The sequence below is a fragment of the Arthrobacter sp. 4R501 genome, from assembly GCF_002929755.1.
GTDB lineage: Bacteria > Actinomycetota > Actinomycetes > Actinomycetales > Micrococcaceae > Arthrobacter.
In genome coordinates this window covers 45,102-60,519 of sequence record NZ_PJIW01000020.1, presented here as the reverse complement: position 1 = coordinate 60,519, position 15,418 = coordinate 45,102, and the positions used below count along the sequence as shown (strand labels likewise).

Genomic DNA, 15,418 nt, shown 5'->3' with positions numbered 1-15,418 from the left:
CTCCTTCTTTCACGCTTGCAGCTCGAATGGGTCGATATGCCGAGTATTCACCTGAGGCACCCCGCCGCGAAAGGGAGGGTTGCCGACCGGCCAGTCAGGGCTTGGCGCCGGTTCTCATTACTCCCCAAAAACGTAACATCCGGCCCGCCCGGCCGCACTGCCGCCTACGTCATGTTCCGTAACCAATGCGTTTTTCCGTAATCCCGCCGTGCTTCCGTAACGCCGGCGCTGACGGGACGATCGGGTCATGGGGAACTTTCGAGGGCGTTCACTGACGGGCGCCTGGGCACGCGTTTTGGCTGTGACGTTGTGCGCTGTGCCGGTGCTGGTGGGGGTGACAAGCTGCCGGAGCGTTTTCGCGCCGCCGCCCTGCATGCCGCCGGACTTTACCGTCTCGCCTGCCGCCGCCAAACCCGGTGACAGGATCACCGTCAGCGCCCCGGATACCACCTGCGATGCCCGCTACGGCACCGACGCACAGGTCCAGGTGACGGTCAAGGATGCGACCGGTACCGCGGTGCTGGAAGAGCTCGCTCCCATGTCCGACGACGGCGGCTTCACTTTCGTGTTCACCGTCCCGGCTGGCGTGGCTCCCGGGAAGGCCGGGGTCACCGCTTACCCGTACAACCTGGACTGGTGCGACGACACCGGAGTGAACAACCGGGCGGCTCAGAGGCCGGCCGGACTGGTCCGGGTTTCGTGTGCGGAACGCCTGGTGCCGCTGGTCATCCTTGGACCCGAGACCAAGCAGGGCTGAACCGGACCAAAGGCTGAGGCCGATAGAGTTTGCAGGGGCGCCGGCCACCGTCGTTGAAGCAGCCGTTCTTGGGGGATATCACCAGTATGCCAACAGCCACTGCACCGGCCAACAATGCCAGCCCTGCCAGCCCTGCGGGGCGGACACGGGTGCGGACCGCCGTCGTCCTACTGCTCACCCTCCTGCTGGCGGTCCTGGCGGCGCTGCCAACCGCCGCCACCGCCCGTGCCGCTGGAACCGCGCGGGCCGCTGGCACAGCTCCGGAGCCGGGTAAGCCGCTGCTGGGAGTGGTCCTTGAATGGGGCGAGGATTCGGCGGCGAGCTTTGCCGAACGGCTAGGGGCGACACCGGCCCTGTTGGGCCATGACATTTCCATCCCCGTCCGGTCCTCGGAAACCACCGACATCCGGCAATTCCTGGACCAGACTGAAGCCTTGGGCTCCCATGCCATGCTCACCGTCAAACCAACAGTTCCGCTGGAGCAGATCGACGACGCCGCCGCCCGGTCATTTGCCGCAGAGATCACGAGGATCTCGGCGGGCTTCCGGGGCCAGGTGCTGGTCCGCTTCGCCCCGGACATGAACGGGAGCTGGCTTGACTGGGGGCAGCAGCCGGCAGCCTTCCGGTCCGCCTTCAGGGCAGTGGCTGCGGAGTTCAAGGAAACGAACGACGCCGGCACCGTGATGGTGTGGCAACCGTACCTGGGGCGGGACTACCCCTTTGAACGGAACCGCAAGGCCCCCGCTGCTGGCAGCGAGGGCTTTGCCCTGTTGGACACCAACGCTGACGGTACCTGGGACGGCGGGGACGGGGCCTACGCGCCTTACTATCCCGGCGACGACGCCGTGGAATGGGTGGGGCTGTCCGCCTACCATGACGACACCGCCGGTGCGTCCGCCGTCAATACTGTGGCTGCCCCCGGGGAGCTGGCCGGGATGCTGACCGGAGCCGGCAATGAGGACTTCTACGCCACGTACGTGGAGCGACGCGACAAGCCATTCCTCCTGCAGACCGCAGCCTTCTACGGCCCCGCTACCGGCGGCGCCGCGGAGGCCGACATCAAACGGGACTGGTGGGACCAGGCGCTCGAAGCGGCGACGTCCGGGCGGTTCGGCAAGACCGCCGCCGTGGTCTGGGACGAACGGACCAGCACCCGGGACACCGGCGTGGCCAGCGTCGACTGGACCATTACGGGAAACGCCGATGTGGCTGCAGCGGCACGTGCCCGGCTGAACGCGTCCGGCCTCGTTACGGGGCCGGTCACTGAAATCGTCGCCGGCCAGGAGTACGTCCAGGCCAACACCCTGACCGGCCCGGCGGCCTGGAGCGTGGGCGCGGCCCTGCTCATCCTTCTTGTCGCCCTGTGGCAGGTCCCGCGGAGGGTGGCGGCCGTGGCTGCCTGGGGTTACACCGACCCGTCAAACCGGGATTCCCGCGTGGACCTGCTGCGCGGGGCAGCCATCGTGTTTGTGGTGGTGAACCATCTGGGCATGACGTCCCTCTTCCAGCTCCTGACCCAGGAAGCGGTGGGCTTCGTCTCCGGCGCGGAGCTGTTTGTGCTGTTCTCGGGCCTGGTAGTGGGTATGGTCTACGGCCCCCGGGTCAACGACGACTTTGGCAAAGTGGTGGACCTGACGTCGCGGCGGGCGGGCAAGCTCTATGTCACCGCACTGGTGGTGATGGTGGGCATTTTCCTGGTTTCGCTGTTGCCGATCTTCCAGACAGATCCCCTCACCACTTACACCGACCAGGGAACAGGAGGGGCCGGCCATGCCGCGTCCGGCCGGACCTACAACCTGTATGCGGGGATGGAATCGCTCTTCCAGTTCCCCGTTCCGCCACAGGTCCTGCCGGCCATCCTGCTCCTGCAGTTCGGGCCGTGGCAGTTCAATGTGATGGGCCTGTACGTGGTCCTGCTGCTGCTCAGCCCTCTGATCCTCGCTGCCCTGAACCGCGGCCGGACGCTGTGGGTGCTGGCGGTAACCCTCGGCGTCTACGCGGTGGGCGCGGCCACCCGGACCAGGCTGCTGCCCTCCCAGTTCGAGGATTCGTTTCCGCTGCTGGTGTGGCAGGTGCTTTTTGTGATCGGCCTGGTGGCCGGTTTCCACCGGCGGAAAATCGTAGGGTGGCTCTCGGCGCGCCCCTGGGCGGTGGCAGCCTGCTGCGGGGCTGCCGTGATTTTCGCTTTCCTGTCCTGGGGCAACCCCTACCTTGCCAACGGGTTTGACCTCCGCCTGGCCGTCATCCCGGATTCCCTGTACCGGACCATGTACGACTCCTTCTTTGCCCGCACCTACCTGGCGCCGGGACGGCTGCTGAACGTCCTGGTCCTGGTGGTGGCGGCCTACGCGTTCCTCACGGCCTACTGGAAGCCTGCCGAGCGTGCCCTCGGATGGTTCCTCATCCCGCTGGGCCGGGCCACGCTCTACGTCTTTGTTATCCACGTGGTCCTCATCGCAGTGGTCGCCAATATCCCAGCGCTGCAGCAGGGCGACATCCTCCTCAACACGGCTGCCTACGCCGTGATCCTGGGGCTCCTGTGGATCATGGTCCGGACGCGCTTCCTGTTCAGGATCATCCCCACGTGACGGCGCGCGCCGTTTGAGACCGGATCGGGACTACTGGCGGGCTTTCAGGATCAGGGCGTCGCCCTGGCCGCCGCCGCCGCACAAGGCAACCACGCCTGTCCCTCCGCCGCGCCGGTTCAGCGCGAGTGCCTGATGCAGGACCAATCGGGCCCCTGAGGCTCCCACCGGGTGGCCCAGGGCGATGGCGCCGCCGTCGGCGTTGATCCTGTCCGCGTCGATCCCCAGGTCCGTGGCGGACTGCAGCACCACCGAGGCGAAGGCTTCGTTGATCTCAATGAGGTCCACGTCGTCAATGGTCAGCCCTTCGAGTTTCAGGGCTCTCTCAATGGCGCGGGACGGCTGGGAATGCAGGGATCCGTCCGGTCCGGCGGTCTGGCCGTGGCTGCCGATTTCCGCGATCCAGCTGAGGCCGGCCGCTTCCGCAGCTGCCTTGCTGGCCACTACCACTGCGGCGGCGCCGTCCGACAGCGGGGAGGCAGAACCGGCGGTGATGGTGGCCGCCGGATCCTTGGAGAAGGCGGGCTTCAGTGCCGCCAGCGTCTCGATGGTGGTGCCGGCGCGGATGCCTTCGTCGGCATCAATCACGACGGCGGGTCCCCGGCGCTGCGGGACCTCCACCGGAGCGATCTCCTCAGCCAGGATGCCGGCCGCCCGGGCGGCCTCCGCCCGCTGGTGCGAAAGGGCGGCGACGGCGTCCTGGTCCTCGCGGCTGATGCCCAGGCGGGCGTTCCCGGCGTCCGTGGCGGAGCCCATCAGTTCACCTGAGACGGGGTCCTGCAGGCCGTCAAAGTTCAGCGAATCCAGCAGCGGCGCATCTCCGATGGCCACGCCGCCGCGAAGCCGGGGGAGCAGGTGCGGGGCGTTGGTCATGGACTCCTGGCCCGCCGCCACAATGAAATCAGCCTCGCCGGCGCGGATCATGCGGGCGGCATCAATCACAGCAGTCAGGCCGGACAAGCACAGTTTGTTGATGGTCACGGTGGGCACATCCCAGCCGATGCCGGCGGCGAGGCTGGCCTGCCGGGCGGGTCCCTGGCCAGCGCCCGCCTGGATAACCTGGCCCACGATGACGGCCTGGATCTGTTCCGGCGCCACGCCGGACCGTTCCAGTGCGTTCCTGATGGCGTGGGCACCCAGTTCGCTGGAGGTGAGCCCGGAGAGGCTGCCGCGGAACTTGCCGAAGGGGGTCCGTGCGCCGCCCAGGATGACGGCTGTGCGGTCCTCGATGCCCTGGGGAGTGTTGGCCATGGCGTCGTTGCCCATGATGGTGCCTTTCGGTGGTGGCGGCGGCGGTGTCCGAACGCCTTGATGGCACGTCCGGTTGCCGTTTCCTCCAGCATGTCACGGGCACCGGCGGCTGGGAACGGGACGCCGGCATCGCGTTTACCCAGCGTAAAGCCTGTTTACTTTACCGAAATATGAACGGTTCGGCCACGAAATTGTCACGCCATCTGACGAAACATTCAATCAATACGCTCCCTTCGTAACGTCCGACAGAAAAGGGAAAACAATATGGCAAGTGCGACTCGCAGGAATTTCCTCCGCTACGTGGGCATGGTGGGTGGCGCCGGTGTCATGTACCAGACCATGGAGGCCATGGGCCTTGCGCCGGATTCGGCGACGCCGGCGTTCGCCGCTCCGCGGGCAGGCGACCTGAACGGGGCAGGGAAGTCGGTAGTGGTGCTGGGTGGCGGCATCGCCGGGCTCACCACCGCCTATGAACTGGGCAAGGCCGGCTACAAAGTGACCATCCTGGAAGCCCGGATGAGGCCGGGCGGGCGCAACTGGACAGTCCGCGGCGGCACGGAGGAGACCGACCTCAACGGGATCCCGCAGCGCGCCACGTTCTCCAAGGACCAGTACATGAATGCCGGGCCGGGCCGGATTCCGCAGCACCACATCACCCTGGACTACTGCAAGGAACTCGGCGTCGCCATCGAGCCCTTCACCAACCAGAACGCTGACGGCTACCTGTTCCGCGAAGGCAGCACCAAACTGTCCAACACTCCGGTTCGGCACCGTGCGGCGAAGGCGGACGTCTACGGATATGTCTCGGAACTGCTGGCGAAGGCCACCGACCAGGGCTCGCTGGACCGTTACCTGAGCCCGACCGACAAGGAGCACCTCATCTCCTTCCTGGGCAACTTCGGCGCCATCGGAGCCAAGGTGCCGGGGCCAGCTTCAAGTACTCGGGCACCGGCAGGAAAGGTTACTCCGTGGCTCCCGGCGCCGGCCTCGAGGCCGGCACGCCCCTGGCCCCGGATGCCCTCTCCGATGTGTTCGCCAGCGGCGTGGGGAACTACTTCTCGTTCGAATTTGGCTGGGACCAGGCCATGATGATGTTCCAGCCGGTGGGCGGCATGGACCGGATTCCGTATGCTTTCGAAGCCGCCATCGGCAAGGACAAGATTATCTACGGCGCCAAGGTTCAGTCGCTGAACAACACTTCCGCGGGCGTTTCCGTGGATTACACCAATCCGGGCGGCCAGACCAAGACCCTGCAGGCCGATTTCGCGGTCTGCACGCTGCCGCCGCACCTTGCCGCCAAGATCCCCGGCAACCTGCCCGCCGACGTTATCGATGCGCTGAAGTTTGCCACCCCCAGCGACGCCGGAAAGATCGGCATTGAGTACTCGCGCCGGTGGTGGGAAGAGGACCACCGAATCTACGGCGGCATCACCAACACCAACATCGACCTGGGCAACATGTGGTACCCATCCACGGGCTTCCATGGCCAGCGCGGCACCATGGTGGGCTACTACAACACCGGCGCCAATGCCCGCATCTACCAGGCGCTGCCGCCCCAAAAGCGGCTCAGCCGTGCCCTCGACCAGGGCGCGCGGATCCATGGTGACGTGTACCGGAAGGACGTTGCGGCGTCGTTCTCTGTTGACTGGAAATGCACCGCGTTCTCGGAAGGCGCGTGGGTGGGCTGGCCATCGCAGACTGACGCCAAATACGCCAAGCTCCTGGAACCCACCGGCAACATCTACTTCGCCGGTGACCACCTGAGCCACGCCATTGCCTGGCAGCACGGGGCCATGACCTCCGCCCGCGCGGCCGTTACGGCGCTGCACACCCGGGTGGCAGCGGCGGTGGCCGGTTGAACGCCCCGCAGGAATCCGGCACTGGCATGTCCCCAACCCCACGAAAGAAGCCCATGATCCGCCGCACTTCCCTGATCGCCGCTGGCGTGGCCGGCGTTTGCCTCACTGCAACAGCAGCCTTCGCCGCACCGGCCGTCTTCCAGGACCTGACCTCCCCCAAGCCGGGCAACACGGTATCCAACCTGCCGGCCGGACAGGACAATCCGATGATTGCCTCGGGGGTGGCCATAGGGGCGAATACCGCAATATACAAGACCAGTGGACTGGGGCCCTCAGCCTTGAACACCGCGGCCCCTGCCGGCAGCGAACAGCGGTACATCGACACGGCAGTCTTTCCCGGCGGGCTGCTTCCCCCGGGGGTGACCGTGACGGAGGCGCAGGGGATCAACGCCCTGCGCCGGATCGGGGAAAACCTCGCCCAGGCGGGACTGGACTACGACGACGTCATCACCATGCGGGTTTTCCTCCAGAATCCTGCCGGAACGGAGAGGGCCGACTTTGACGGCTGGAACCGTGCGTACCGGCAGTACTTCGCCAACACGAGCCTCGCCGACGGGTCTCCGGTAAAGGTATCGCTGGGTTCGGCCGCGCCCGCCGACCCGTATGTGGTGAACCCGGCGAGGCCGTCGCGGTTCGCCCTGGAGATCGAGAATCTGCCGGTGAACGGCTGGCTGGTGGAAGTGGAGGTGGACGCCGCGTACCCGGCCGCCTCCGGGAAGTAGCCTCCGGCCAAGGACTCAAGGACGTCGTGCAGAAGGGCCCGGGCACACCCGGGCCCTTCATCCCTTGAGGCCGGAGAGGCCGCCGCGGAACTTGCCGAAGGGGTCCGTGCGCCGCCCAGGATGACGGGGATGTGAGCGTCGTTGCTCATGATCTGACTTTCGGTTGCGGATTCAGGGGGCCTGGGGCCAGCTAAGGCGAGACCGGGGGACCGGCAATGTGCCCTGGATCCTTTGGCGTCAGCCGTGGAGGAGCAGTTGGTGGAGCAGGTGGTCCTGCCAGCGGCCGGCGATCTTCAGGTACTCCGGCGCCACGCCGATTTCCCGAAACCCGGCGCGTTTGAGGATCTTGCGTGAGGGCTCATTGTGGAGCAGCGTTGCCGCCTGGACCCGGTGGAGGCCCAGTTCTGTCCGGGCATGGTCCGTGGCGAAGCGGACCGCGGCAGCTCCGATGCCCCGCCGGTTGAGGCTGGAATCAACCCAGTACCCGAGGTTGGCGTTGAGGAACGGCCCACGGACGATGCCAGTAAGGGTGACGGCGCCGACGATGTACGCGGGATCGTCGCGGTTCACCAGCACCCACGGAACTTCCTGGCCCACGGAATGCTGGGCGAGCTTGGCCCGGATGATGTCCAGCTGATGCCTGGGAGTGAAAAAGGCTCCGTCCCGCTCCGGTTCCCACGCAGCCAGGTGCTGGCGGTTCCGGAGGTAGGCCTTACTCAGGCCGGCCGCATCGCTCCGCCGCAGCAGCCGGATCCGGACCCCCGGGACGAGCGGAGCGGGGGCTTCGCTGTCTATAAGCTCTCCCGCGCTATTCGAAGGAAGCACGACGGCGGTCCGACAACCGGGTGTTCCAGACATCCGGTTTGGTGACCTGGAAGCGGCGGCCGGTGAGTGCCAGTGGGGTTAGCCGGATGTAGTAATTCTTAGGTCCAGACTGCCAGGGCTCCAGATGCAGGGCGTCGACGGCGTCCTTGTCAGCCTGGGCCTCGATCACTTCGGTGTCTCCGCGCGCCACCACACTCCAGGCCACCTCCGTGCGGGGATCATATCCATCGATCTCCAGCGCCGCGGGACGGTCCGCCAGGGCGCCCCACAGTTTGGAGCCACCGGCGCTGCGGAAGACGATGCTCCTGCGGTCCAGGACATAGTTGACCGGAAAGATCTCCGGATGGCCGTCCACTACAAGGGCCAGCCGCCCCAGGGTGTCGTCGGCCAGTAATTCCCAGCATTCGTCAAATGTCAATTTGTTGATCGGCTGCGCGTAAGAGTTCATGCACCAAACCATACGGACCTATGCGACGGACCAACAGGGTATTGCCACACTTCAACCCCCAGGCCCGGGCCTGGGCAGGTCGACTCAGGGCAGCTCAACATGCTCCCTGAGGGCGTCCAGGAGGGGAAGCTGGCCCTTGACCAGTTTGCCGCGGGCCTCGGATTCCGTCACCCACCGGGCATCGTCCACCTCGGGAAAGTCCTGGATGATGCCGGATCCTTTGGGCCACTCCAGCGGGAACGTGTTGCTCACAATCCGTTCGGGCTGGAAGTCAGACTCCGCGGCGAACACTGTGATGATCTTTCCCGACGGTTGCCTGAACGCGCCTAGCTCAAAGTAGGGCACAGCTGGCGGCGGCGTGCCGATTTCTTCGGCAAACTCGCGCAGCGCGGCCAGCAATGGTTCCTCGTCGGGAAGGTACTCGCCCTTGGGAACCGACCAGGACTGGGTTTGTTTGCGGGCCCAGAACGGTCCGCCCATATGCGCTATCCACACTTCCAGCCCGTCCGCTCCCTGCCGGTACAGCAGGATCCCCGCACTGTGAACCACCATGGCTTAAGGTCTCCCTGCTGAACTTCGGAAAACTACGGGATCCGGGAAACTGCTGAATCCCGGAACCTACTGGATCCCGGAACCTACTGGATCCCGGCAAACAATGCGTTGAGTTCGGCCGTCAGCTGCTTCTGCACCGCAGGCGTCCCGACTTCCTTGCCGTCAATGTGGTTCACCGGCGCGAGCAGCCTGATGCTGGAAATCAGCCACACGGCGTCGGCGTCCAGAAGGTCCCGCGGCTCCAGCGGCCCGTAGCCGAGCTCCCAGCCGGCTGCCTTGGCCGCCGCGAACAGGGCACCCTGGGAGGTCCCGGGGAGGATCCCGCTGTCCAGCTGCGGGGTGATGAGGCGGCGCACCGTCCGGGTGGCGCCGGCGCCGTCGTCGGAGGTTTCCAGATGTGCCAGCAGCACAGTGGACGTGGGGCCCTCCAGGACCCGGCCGTCGGAGGAGGTGAAGATGACGTCGTCGGCGCCCTGTTTGTGGGCGTACCGCAGGGCGGCCATGTTCGTGGCATAGGACAGGGTCTTGGCGCCGAGCAGCAGCCACGGGGCACGCTCAGCCACGTCGCTGTTGTAGCCGCGGTCCAGGAGGATGACGTCGATCCCGGTTTCGCGCTGGCGGCGGCCGAGGGCGCCCACCGGGGAGACCTGAACCCAGCATGTGGGGGACCCTGCCCCTTCCGGGCCGCGGGTGACCACGAGTTTCACCACCACCTCGTCCTCGGCGGGCGACGGCGCGGGGTGCTGCGTGCGGTGCGCCGCGAGGCCCGTGGCGATCGCCGCCCGCCACGCGTCCTGCGCCGGAATCACCAGGTCCAGGGCGTCCGCGGACCCGCCGAGCCGGTCCAGATGCGCCTGCAGCTTCCGGACCGCGCCGCCCACCGCAAGCATCGATTCGAACACGCCGTCGCCGCGGGTGGCGCCCTGGTCCGTGGCCATCAGCTGGGGCTGCGCAGCGTCGGCCAGCCGGCCGTCCGGGAACGCGGGGTCAAGGAAAACGAGCACCACGGGCGCAGGAGAAGTCATGGCTCCAGCTTAGTAGGGCCGGCCGCGGCTAAGCTGTGGTCATTGCCCCGCCGGAACCGGTCCGCGGGTGCGCGCAATCCGGGGGTATTCCAGTGCTGTGGCCAGTTTCGCTTGTCGGTACCGCGCCGATGTGGGTGGTGGTGGTGCTCAGCATTGCGGACCTGGTGATCCGGGTTCTGGCCATCGGCATCATCCCCGGCAACAGGCGCCCCACCACGGCCATGGCCTGGCTGCTGGGTATCTTCTTCATACCGTTCCTGGGCCTGGTCCTTTTCCTGCTGTTCGGAAACTTCAAGCTCTCCAGCCGCCGCCGCCAGCAGCAGGAGATCATCAACACCCGGGTGCGGTCCGGCATCTCGGCGCTCGCCGACGTCGTCAGTGAATATGAAGGACCCGAATGGGTGAAGTCCGCCGGGGAACTGAACCGTCGGCTCGGCTCCCTCCCCATGGTGGACGGCAATTCCGTGGACCTCCTTCCCGGGTACCCGGACTCGATCCTGGCCATGACCGAGGCCGTGCGCAAAGCCAAGACGTTCGTCAACGCCGAGTTCTACATCATGAGCACGGACCACATCACTAATGACCTGCTGACCGCCCTGGAGGAGGCCGCCGAGCGCGGCGTGGAAGTGCGCGTGCTGTTTGACCACATAGGCACGCTCCGGGTCAAGGGTTACCGCAACTTGCTCAAGCGGCTGCGGGCCGGGAAGATCCATTGGAAGCGCATGCTCCCGCTGTTGCCGACCCACGGCCAGTGGCGGCGCCCGGACCTCCGCAACCACCGCAAGATCATGGTGATCGACGGCGAACTCGCCTTCACGGGGTCTCAGAACCTGATCGAGCCCTCCTACAACAACCCCAAACACCGCAAGGCCGGCCGCGAATGGGTGGAGCTGATGGCCTGCCTGCGCGGACCGATCGTCACTACGCTCAACGTTGTGTTCGCCACCGACTGGCTGAGCGAAACCGACGAGTCCCTGGAACACCAGCTGCAGCTCCCGGCCAACCCCGAACCGGGCAACGTCACGGCCCAGGTGGTGCCCAGCGGTCCCGGGTTCATCACCGAAAACAACCTGCGCCTCTTCAACACCCTGATCTACTCCGCGCAGCACCGTATCTCCATCTGCAGCCCGTATTTTGTGCCCGATGATTCCCTGCTCTACGCCATCACCACGGCGGCCCAGCGGGGCGTGGACGTGGAGCTGTTCGTCTCCGAGAAGGGCGATCAGTTCCTGGTCCACCACGCCCAGCGTTCCTATTACGAGGCGTTGCTGGAGGCCGGCGTCCGGATCTATCTCTACAAGGCGCCCTTTGTGCTCCACGCCAAGCACTTCACCATCGACGACGAAGTGGCCGTCCTGGGCTCCAGCAACATGGACATGCGCTCCTTCTCGCTGAACATGGAGGTCTCGGTGATGCTGCTCGGCGCGGAAACCGTGGACAACATGCGTGCGGTCGAAGACACATACCGCGACATTTCCAACGAGCTCATACTCGAGGACTGGCTGCAGCGCCCCCTCGCTGCCCGCTATGTCGACAACGTCGCCAGGCTGACCGCCACGCTCCAGTAACTCCGGGGGTCAGGCGTCGGGAAAGTCCGCACCCAGCGCGGAAAGCACACCGTGCGCCTTCACACGGATTTCGTCGTACTCCTCGTCAGGTACCGAGTCGGCAGTGATGGCGCCGCCGACGCCGAGGGTGAGTTCCGCCGTCGACTCTTGTTCGCCGCCGTCCCCGGCCACCGCCGTGGTTACCAGGGTGCGGATCGCCACCGCCAGGTCCGTGGCCCCGTTGAGGGAAAAGTAGCCGATCGCGCCGGAATACAGGCCGCGTGGGCCCTCCTCCAACCGGTCCAGGATGGCCATGGTGCTGATTTTCGGGGCGCCGGTCATGGAACCGGCCGGGAAACAGGCGGCCACCGCCTCGGCCCGCGGCGAGCCGGGCAGGAGCCGCGCGTCGATGGTGCTGACCATCTGGTGCACCGTGGCGTAGCTTTCGATCTCGCACAGCCTGCTGACAGTCACCGACCCGGGCTCCGCGAAGTGGCTGAGGTCGTTCCGCAGCAGGTCCACAATCATGATGTTTTCCGCGCGGTCCTTCAGCGAGGTCGCCAGGTCCTCCCGCAGCTGCCTGTCACGCTCCGGATCAGCACCCCGGCGCCGGGTGCCCTTGATCGGTTCGGCGCGCATGCCGCCGTCGGACGTTATCCTCAGGAACCGCTCCGGCGACGTACTTGCCACTGTCAGCCCGCCGAACCGCAGGTAGCTGGCGAACGGCGCCGGATTCTTCCGCCGCAGCGCGAGGTACGTGGGCCAGGGGGCCGCCGCGGCGGCCGGCAGCCGGGCCGTGAGCGTGGTGGTCAGGCACACCTCGTATGAGTTCCCCTCACGGATTTCGTGCTGGGCGGCCGCGATTTTTGCCAGGTAGGACGGCTCCGTGTCGCGGCTGCTGAACGCGGGCCCAACGGGACGGACGACGCCGTTGCTGCCGCCGGCGTGCGTGCGTTCGTCCCCTGGGCCTGGCGTGCTCGCGGCGACGGCGACGGGGGCGGCGACGGCGGCGGCGACAGCGACAGCTACGGCGGCGCGGGCGTCTGTCAGCCAGTGGTCGGCGTCGGGCGCTTCCAGGGCAAGGAGCCATGCCGCTCCTTCCACGTGGTCCAAAACGACGGCCCGGCCCGCGAAGATCAGGGCCGCGTCAGGAGTCGGCGCCGCCACGTCCGTTCCGCCGGTTTCGCGCTTGAGCTCATAGCCCAGGCAGCCCAGCCAGCCCAGGGTGAAGTCGCCCGGGTAGCCGTCCGGCGTGCGGACCGCCCGGCGTCCCCAGACGGTGTCCAGCCAGCGGAAGAACGGTCCCGGCACGCGCGCGGTGGCGGAGCCTGCCGTGATGACGCTTTCGCCGGACCGGTGCGTGACCGCCTGGCCGTACGTCCCGCCGTCGTCCGCCAGGATGCTGAAGCGGCTGCGCACGGTGGCGGGCTGCTTTTCCGACGGAGTCGCGGGCGCGCCGGGGGATGCGCTGGCGGAGGAGCCTGGGTTGGAGGAGTCCGCGTTGGAGGAGTCCAGCCAGACGGCATTTGCCGAGCCGCCGTAGAGGTTCTCGAAGAGCACCGCGGCATCCGGCCTGGCGTCCAGCCGTTCTGCGCGCAGCCTGAGGCCGCGGCGGGCGGCAAGCTCGGGAACAAGGGCAGGTCCGAGAGCGGGCAGGTACGCGAGGGCCTGCATAACGTCGGCGGTGGCGGAACCGTCGGCATTGTTGAGGACGCGGATATCGGCTTCGCGGGGGACGTCGTCGGCGGCGAGCCAGGCCTCCTCCTGCTCAGCCCACTGGTCCCAAAACGGCTCATACGTGCCGCCGTCGCGGTCCAGGGCCCGTTTCCGGCGGACGTCGTCCGGCGAGTCTGCCCAGATGACAGCGCTGAGCAGGGGCCGGGCGTCCGCAGCCGCCGCCCCCACTCCCTCAATGATCACGATCTCGGCGGGCAGCGTGACCCGCGTGTCGCCGTCGTAATGCCTTTCCCAGTCCCAGCTAGTCCAGGTGGCGGGCTCGGCGCGGCTCAACGGCGTGAGCACGGTGGAAACGTAGCGCTCGATGCCCGCGGTGAGGCCGTTCCAGCCCGGGTAGATGTCCTCAAGGTGGAAGAGCGCGACTTTGTGATGGTTCCGCAGCTGGGCGGCGAGTTCGATGGCCAGAGTGGTTTTCCCTGCGCCGGATCGCCCGTCAATGGCGATGATCACAGGTGCGGGGGTCATGAAATAGAGCGTACCTGCTGCTGCATCAGCTGCGGTCGCGGCGCCGCCTGGCCAACGACCGTGCGGACATGCGCGACGACGCCGGGCACGGCGCCGCGGATCTGCTCCCAGACGGCGTCAAAATCGGCATGGCCCCCGTACCAGGGATCCTCGATGCCTTGTTCCAGCAGTTCGCTGCCGGCAGCGGCGGTCGAAGCTGCGGAGCATCCGGACCTTGTTCATGGCGCGCGGATCGATGGGCCGCCCTGCCTCATAGCCGGTAGTTCCTGCCGAATCCACTGTCACATCCGAGCCCAGGCCTTCTGCTTGGAATGCCGCGCCCAGCATCATCTCAGCCATCGGTGACCGGCGAATATTCCCCGTGCAGACGGCGATGATTCGGTATGGGCTCGACGATGAGTTCATGGGGCTAAGCATGCGGGACCGGGGCATTCTTGGCCAGCTGGCATTCACATGTCGTGACAGATTCGTAAGAAATTTGACCGAGAAGTCAAAACTCCGTCCGTCCGTCTGCCTTCCAGGATCGGCCTTGCTAGGCGTCCTGCAGCGGGCGCCGCGCCAGCAATGCTGCCACGATCGCGCCGGAGATGTTGTGCCACAGCGAGAAAACGGCGGACGGCAGTGCGGCCAGCGGGGTGAAATGCGCGGTGGCCAGCGTGGCGGCCAAACCAGAGTTCTGCATGCCCACTTCGAAGGCGAGCGCCCTCCGTGCTTTATCGTCCAGCCGGACCAGTTTGCCCGCCAGGTAGCCGAGGCCCAGGCCGAAGCCGTTGTGGAGGACCACTGCGAGGAACACAATGCCGCCCGCTGCCACGATCTTGGAGGCGCTGCCCGCCACAACAATCGCGACAATGAAGGAAATTACGACGGCGGATGCCCAAGGCAGTGCCGGCAGCAGCTTGGCGATGAGGTTCTTGAAGAACAGCCGCGCCAGAAGCCCGGCGATGACGGGCAGGAGTACCGTCTTGACGATGTCCAGGACCATGCTCCCGGCGTCGATATTAAGGAACGATCCGGCCAGGAACAGGACCAGCAGTGGCGTAACCACCGGTGCGATCAGGGTGGATACCGAAGCGACGGCTACGGACAGGGCAACGTCCCCCTTGGCCAGGAATGCCATCACGTTCGAGGCGGTGCCGGATGGTGCACAGCCCACCAGGATCAGGCCTACGGCAAGCTCCGGCGGAAGCTGGAGCGCCACGGCAATCAGCCAGCCCGCACCGGGCATGATCACGTAGTGCGCCACGATGCCCAGGACCACTGCCCACGGGCGCTTCACCACGGAGGCAAAATCCGGCGGCGTCAGGGTCAGGCCCATACAGAACATGATGATGCCCAGCAGGTACGGGACGCTGGGCCCCAGCGGCTGGAAGGTGGCTGGCACAAGGAAGCCGGCGACACCCGCCAGGACCACCAGCGCCGGGAAGATCGTGACGGCAAGCCGCGCGATTTTCGCCTCGGCGGCCAACGCCGGGTTGGCGGGTGCCGGGGCGTGATCAGGGCCGGATTCTGTCGATGTGGGGGATTTGGTTGCCTCAAGCATTTATCGATCGTGGCATTGATGTCCGGCGGGTGGCCACTTCATGACCATACTCAGGGCAAAAATGTCAGACATCTGCGGCCGGAAGGCTCGCCAGTGGATCCA

13 protein-coding genes, 1 pseudogene and 1 riboswitch are annotated in these 15,418 nt (G+C 66.6%); of the genes and pseudogenes, 6 read left to right on the top strand and 8 right to left on the bottom strand.

Annotation, left to right across the window (positions count from 1 at the left end; all coding sequences use genetic code 11):
• Positions 1 to 6: 6 nt before the first annotated feature.
• Positions 7 to 122: riboswitch (SAM riboswitch) on the bottom strand.
• Positions 123 to 247: 125 nt separating this feature from the next.
• Positions 248 to 757 carry a hypothetical protein gene (locus tag CXR02_RS18135; RefSeq protein WP_258061106.1) on the top strand — a complete coding sequence of 170 codons (510 nt, stop codon included), beginning with the start codon at positions 248 to 250 and terminating at the stop codon, positions 755 to 757.
• A gap of 86 nt (positions 758 to 843) precedes the next feature.
• Positions 844 to 3,345 (top strand): OpgC domain-containing protein, encoded by a 2,502-nt coding sequence (gene opgC, locus CXR02_RS18130; RefSeq protein ID WP_104063250.1) that lies wholly within the window; start codon positions 844 to 846, stop codon positions 3,343 to 3,345.
• A gap of 30 nt (positions 3,346 to 3,375) precedes the next feature.
• Here opgC and CXR02_RS18125 read toward each other — a convergent pair whose 3' ends face one another.
• Positions 3,376 to 4,608 (bottom strand): acetyl-CoA C-acetyltransferase, encoded by a 1,233-nt coding sequence (locus tag CXR02_RS18125; protein WP_258061105.1) that lies wholly within the window; start codon positions 4,606 to 4,608, stop codon positions 3,376 to 3,378.
• Between the two features lie 249 nt (positions 4,609 to 4,857).
• Between CXR02_RS18125 and CXR02_RS22670 the strand changes: the two genes are divergently transcribed.
• The 3 genes from CXR02_RS22670 to CXR02_RS18115 are packed head-to-tail and all read left to right on the top strand — an operon-like array spanning position 4,858 to position 7,174.
• Positions 4,858 to 5,682, top strand: a complete 825-nt coding sequence (locus CXR02_RS22670) for an FAD-dependent oxidoreductase (protein WP_258061104.1) — start codon at positions 4,858 to 4,860, stop codon at positions 5,680 to 5,682.
• Positions 5,679 to 6,452, top strand: coding sequence for an FAD-dependent oxidoreductase (locus tag CXR02_RS23050; RefSeq protein ID WP_308470702.1), 774 nt, complete (start codon positions 5,679 to 5,681; stop codon positions 6,450 to 6,452). The genes CXR02_RS22670 and CXR02_RS23050 overlap by 4 nt, the downstream gene beginning before the upstream one ends.
• A 26-nt stretch (positions 6,453 to 6,478) precedes the next feature.
• Positions 6,479 to 7,174 carry a Rid family hydrolase gene (locus CXR02_RS18115; RefSeq protein ID WP_258061103.1) on the top strand — a complete coding sequence of 232 codons (696 nt, stop codon included), beginning with the start codon at positions 6,479 to 6,481 and terminating at the stop codon, positions 7,172 to 7,174.
• 237 nt (positions 7,175 to 7,411) lie between these two features.
• On the opposite strand, the gene CXR02_RS18110 is transcribed toward CXR02_RS18115, so the two are convergent.
• The 4 genes from CXR02_RS18110 to CXR02_RS18095 form a co-directional block, all read right to left on the bottom strand.
• A complete protein-coding gene (locus CXR02_RS18110) occupies positions 7,412 to 7,999 on the bottom strand; it encodes a GNAT family protein (protein WP_308470699.1) in 588 nt (195 codons plus the stop codon).
• Entirely contained in the window at positions 7,983 to 8,447 is a 465-nt protein-coding gene (locus CXR02_RS18105; RefSeq protein ID WP_104063247.1) for a pyridoxamine 5'-phosphate oxidase family protein, read from the bottom strand. Before CXR02_RS18105 ends, CXR02_RS18110 begins: the two co-directional genes overlap by 17 nt.
• Before the next feature lie 84 nt (positions 8,448 to 8,531).
• Positions 8,532 to 8,999 (bottom strand): NUDIX domain-containing protein, encoded by a 468-nt coding sequence (locus CXR02_RS18100; protein ID WP_104063246.1) that lies wholly within the window; start codon positions 8,997 to 8,999, stop codon positions 8,532 to 8,534.
• 83 nt (positions 9,000 to 9,082) lie between these two features.
• Complete coding sequence (locus tag CXR02_RS18095; RefSeq protein WP_104063245.1) at positions 9,083 to 10,024, bottom strand: aminodeoxychorismate lyase; 942 nt, start codon at positions 10,022 to 10,024, stop codon at positions 9,083 to 9,085.
• Between the two features lie 128 nt (positions 10,025 to 10,152).
• Here CXR02_RS18095 and cls point away from each other — a divergent pair, with 128 nt between their 5' ends.
• Positions 10,153 to 11,592, top strand: coding sequence for a cardiolipin synthase (gene cls, locus CXR02_RS18090; protein ID WP_104063244.1), 1,440 nt, complete (start codon positions 10,153 to 10,155; stop codon positions 11,590 to 11,592).
• A gap of 9 nt (positions 11,593 to 11,601) precedes the next feature.
• Here the strand turns inward: cls and CXR02_RS18085 are convergent, their stop codons facing one another.
• The 3 genes and pseudogenes from CXR02_RS18085 to CXR02_RS18075 form a co-directional block, all read right to left on the bottom strand.
• Entirely contained in the window at positions 11,602 to 13,773 is a 2,172-nt protein-coding gene (locus CXR02_RS18085; RefSeq protein ID WP_104063243.1) for a chorismate-binding protein, read from the bottom strand.
• Positions 13,770 to 14,178 (bottom strand): annotated as a pseudogene (locus tag CXR02_RS18080) (low molecular weight phosphotyrosine protein phosphatase). Before CXR02_RS18080 ends, CXR02_RS18085 begins: the two are co-directional and overlap by 4 nt.
• Positions 14,179 to 14,305: 127 nt before the next feature.
• Positions 14,306 to 15,316, bottom strand: coding sequence for a bile acid:sodium symporter family protein (locus CXR02_RS18075; RefSeq protein ID WP_104063242.1), 1,011 nt, complete (start codon positions 15,314 to 15,316; stop codon positions 14,306 to 14,308).
• Positions 15,317 to 15,418 lie beyond the last annotated feature (102 nt).

Coding starts and splice junctions, on each gene's coding strand:
- CXR02_RS18135 (WP_258061106.1), top strand. CDS start 248: ATGGGGAACTTTCGAGGGCGTTCACTGACGGGCGCCTGGGCACGCGTT.
- CXR02_RS18125 (WP_258061105.1), bottom strand. CDS start 4,608: ATGGGCAACGACGCCATGGCCAACACTCCCCAGGGCATCGAGGACCGC.
- opgC (WP_104063250.1), top strand. CDS start 844: ATGCCAACAGCCACTGCACCGGCCAACAATGCCAGCCCTGCCAGCCCT.
- CXR02_RS18095 (WP_104063245.1), bottom strand. CDS start 10,024: ATGACTTCTCCTGCGCCCGTGGTGCTCGTTTTCCTTGACCCCGCGTTC.
- CXR02_RS18115 (WP_258061103.1), top strand. CDS start 6,479: ATGTCCCCAACCCCACGAAAGAAGCCCATGATCCGCCGCACTTCCCTG.
- cls (WP_104063244.1), top strand. CDS start 10,153: ATGTGGGTGGTGGTGGTGCTCAGCATTGCGGACCTGGTGATCCGGGTT.
- CXR02_RS18100 (WP_104063246.1), bottom strand. CDS start 8,999: ATGGTGGTTCACAGTGCGGGGATCCTGCTGTACCGGCAGGGAGCGGAC.
- CXR02_RS18075 (WP_104063242.1), bottom strand. CDS start 15,316: ATGCTTGAGGCAACCAAATCCCCCACATCGACAGAATCCGGCCCTGAT.
- CXR02_RS23050 (WP_308470702.1), top strand. CDS start 5,679: ATGATGATGTTCCAGCCGGTGGGCGGCATGGACCGGATTCCGTATGCT.
- CXR02_RS22670 (WP_258061104.1), top strand. CDS start 4,858: ATGGCAAGTGCGACTCGCAGGAATTTCCTCCGCTACGTGGGCATGGTG.
- CXR02_RS18105 (WP_104063247.1), bottom strand. CDS start 8,447: ATGAACTCTTACGCGCAGCCGATCAACAAATTGACATTTGACGAATGC.
- CXR02_RS18085 (WP_104063243.1), bottom strand. CDS start 13,773: ATGACCCCCGCACCTGTGATCATCGCCATTGACGGGCGATCCGGCGCA.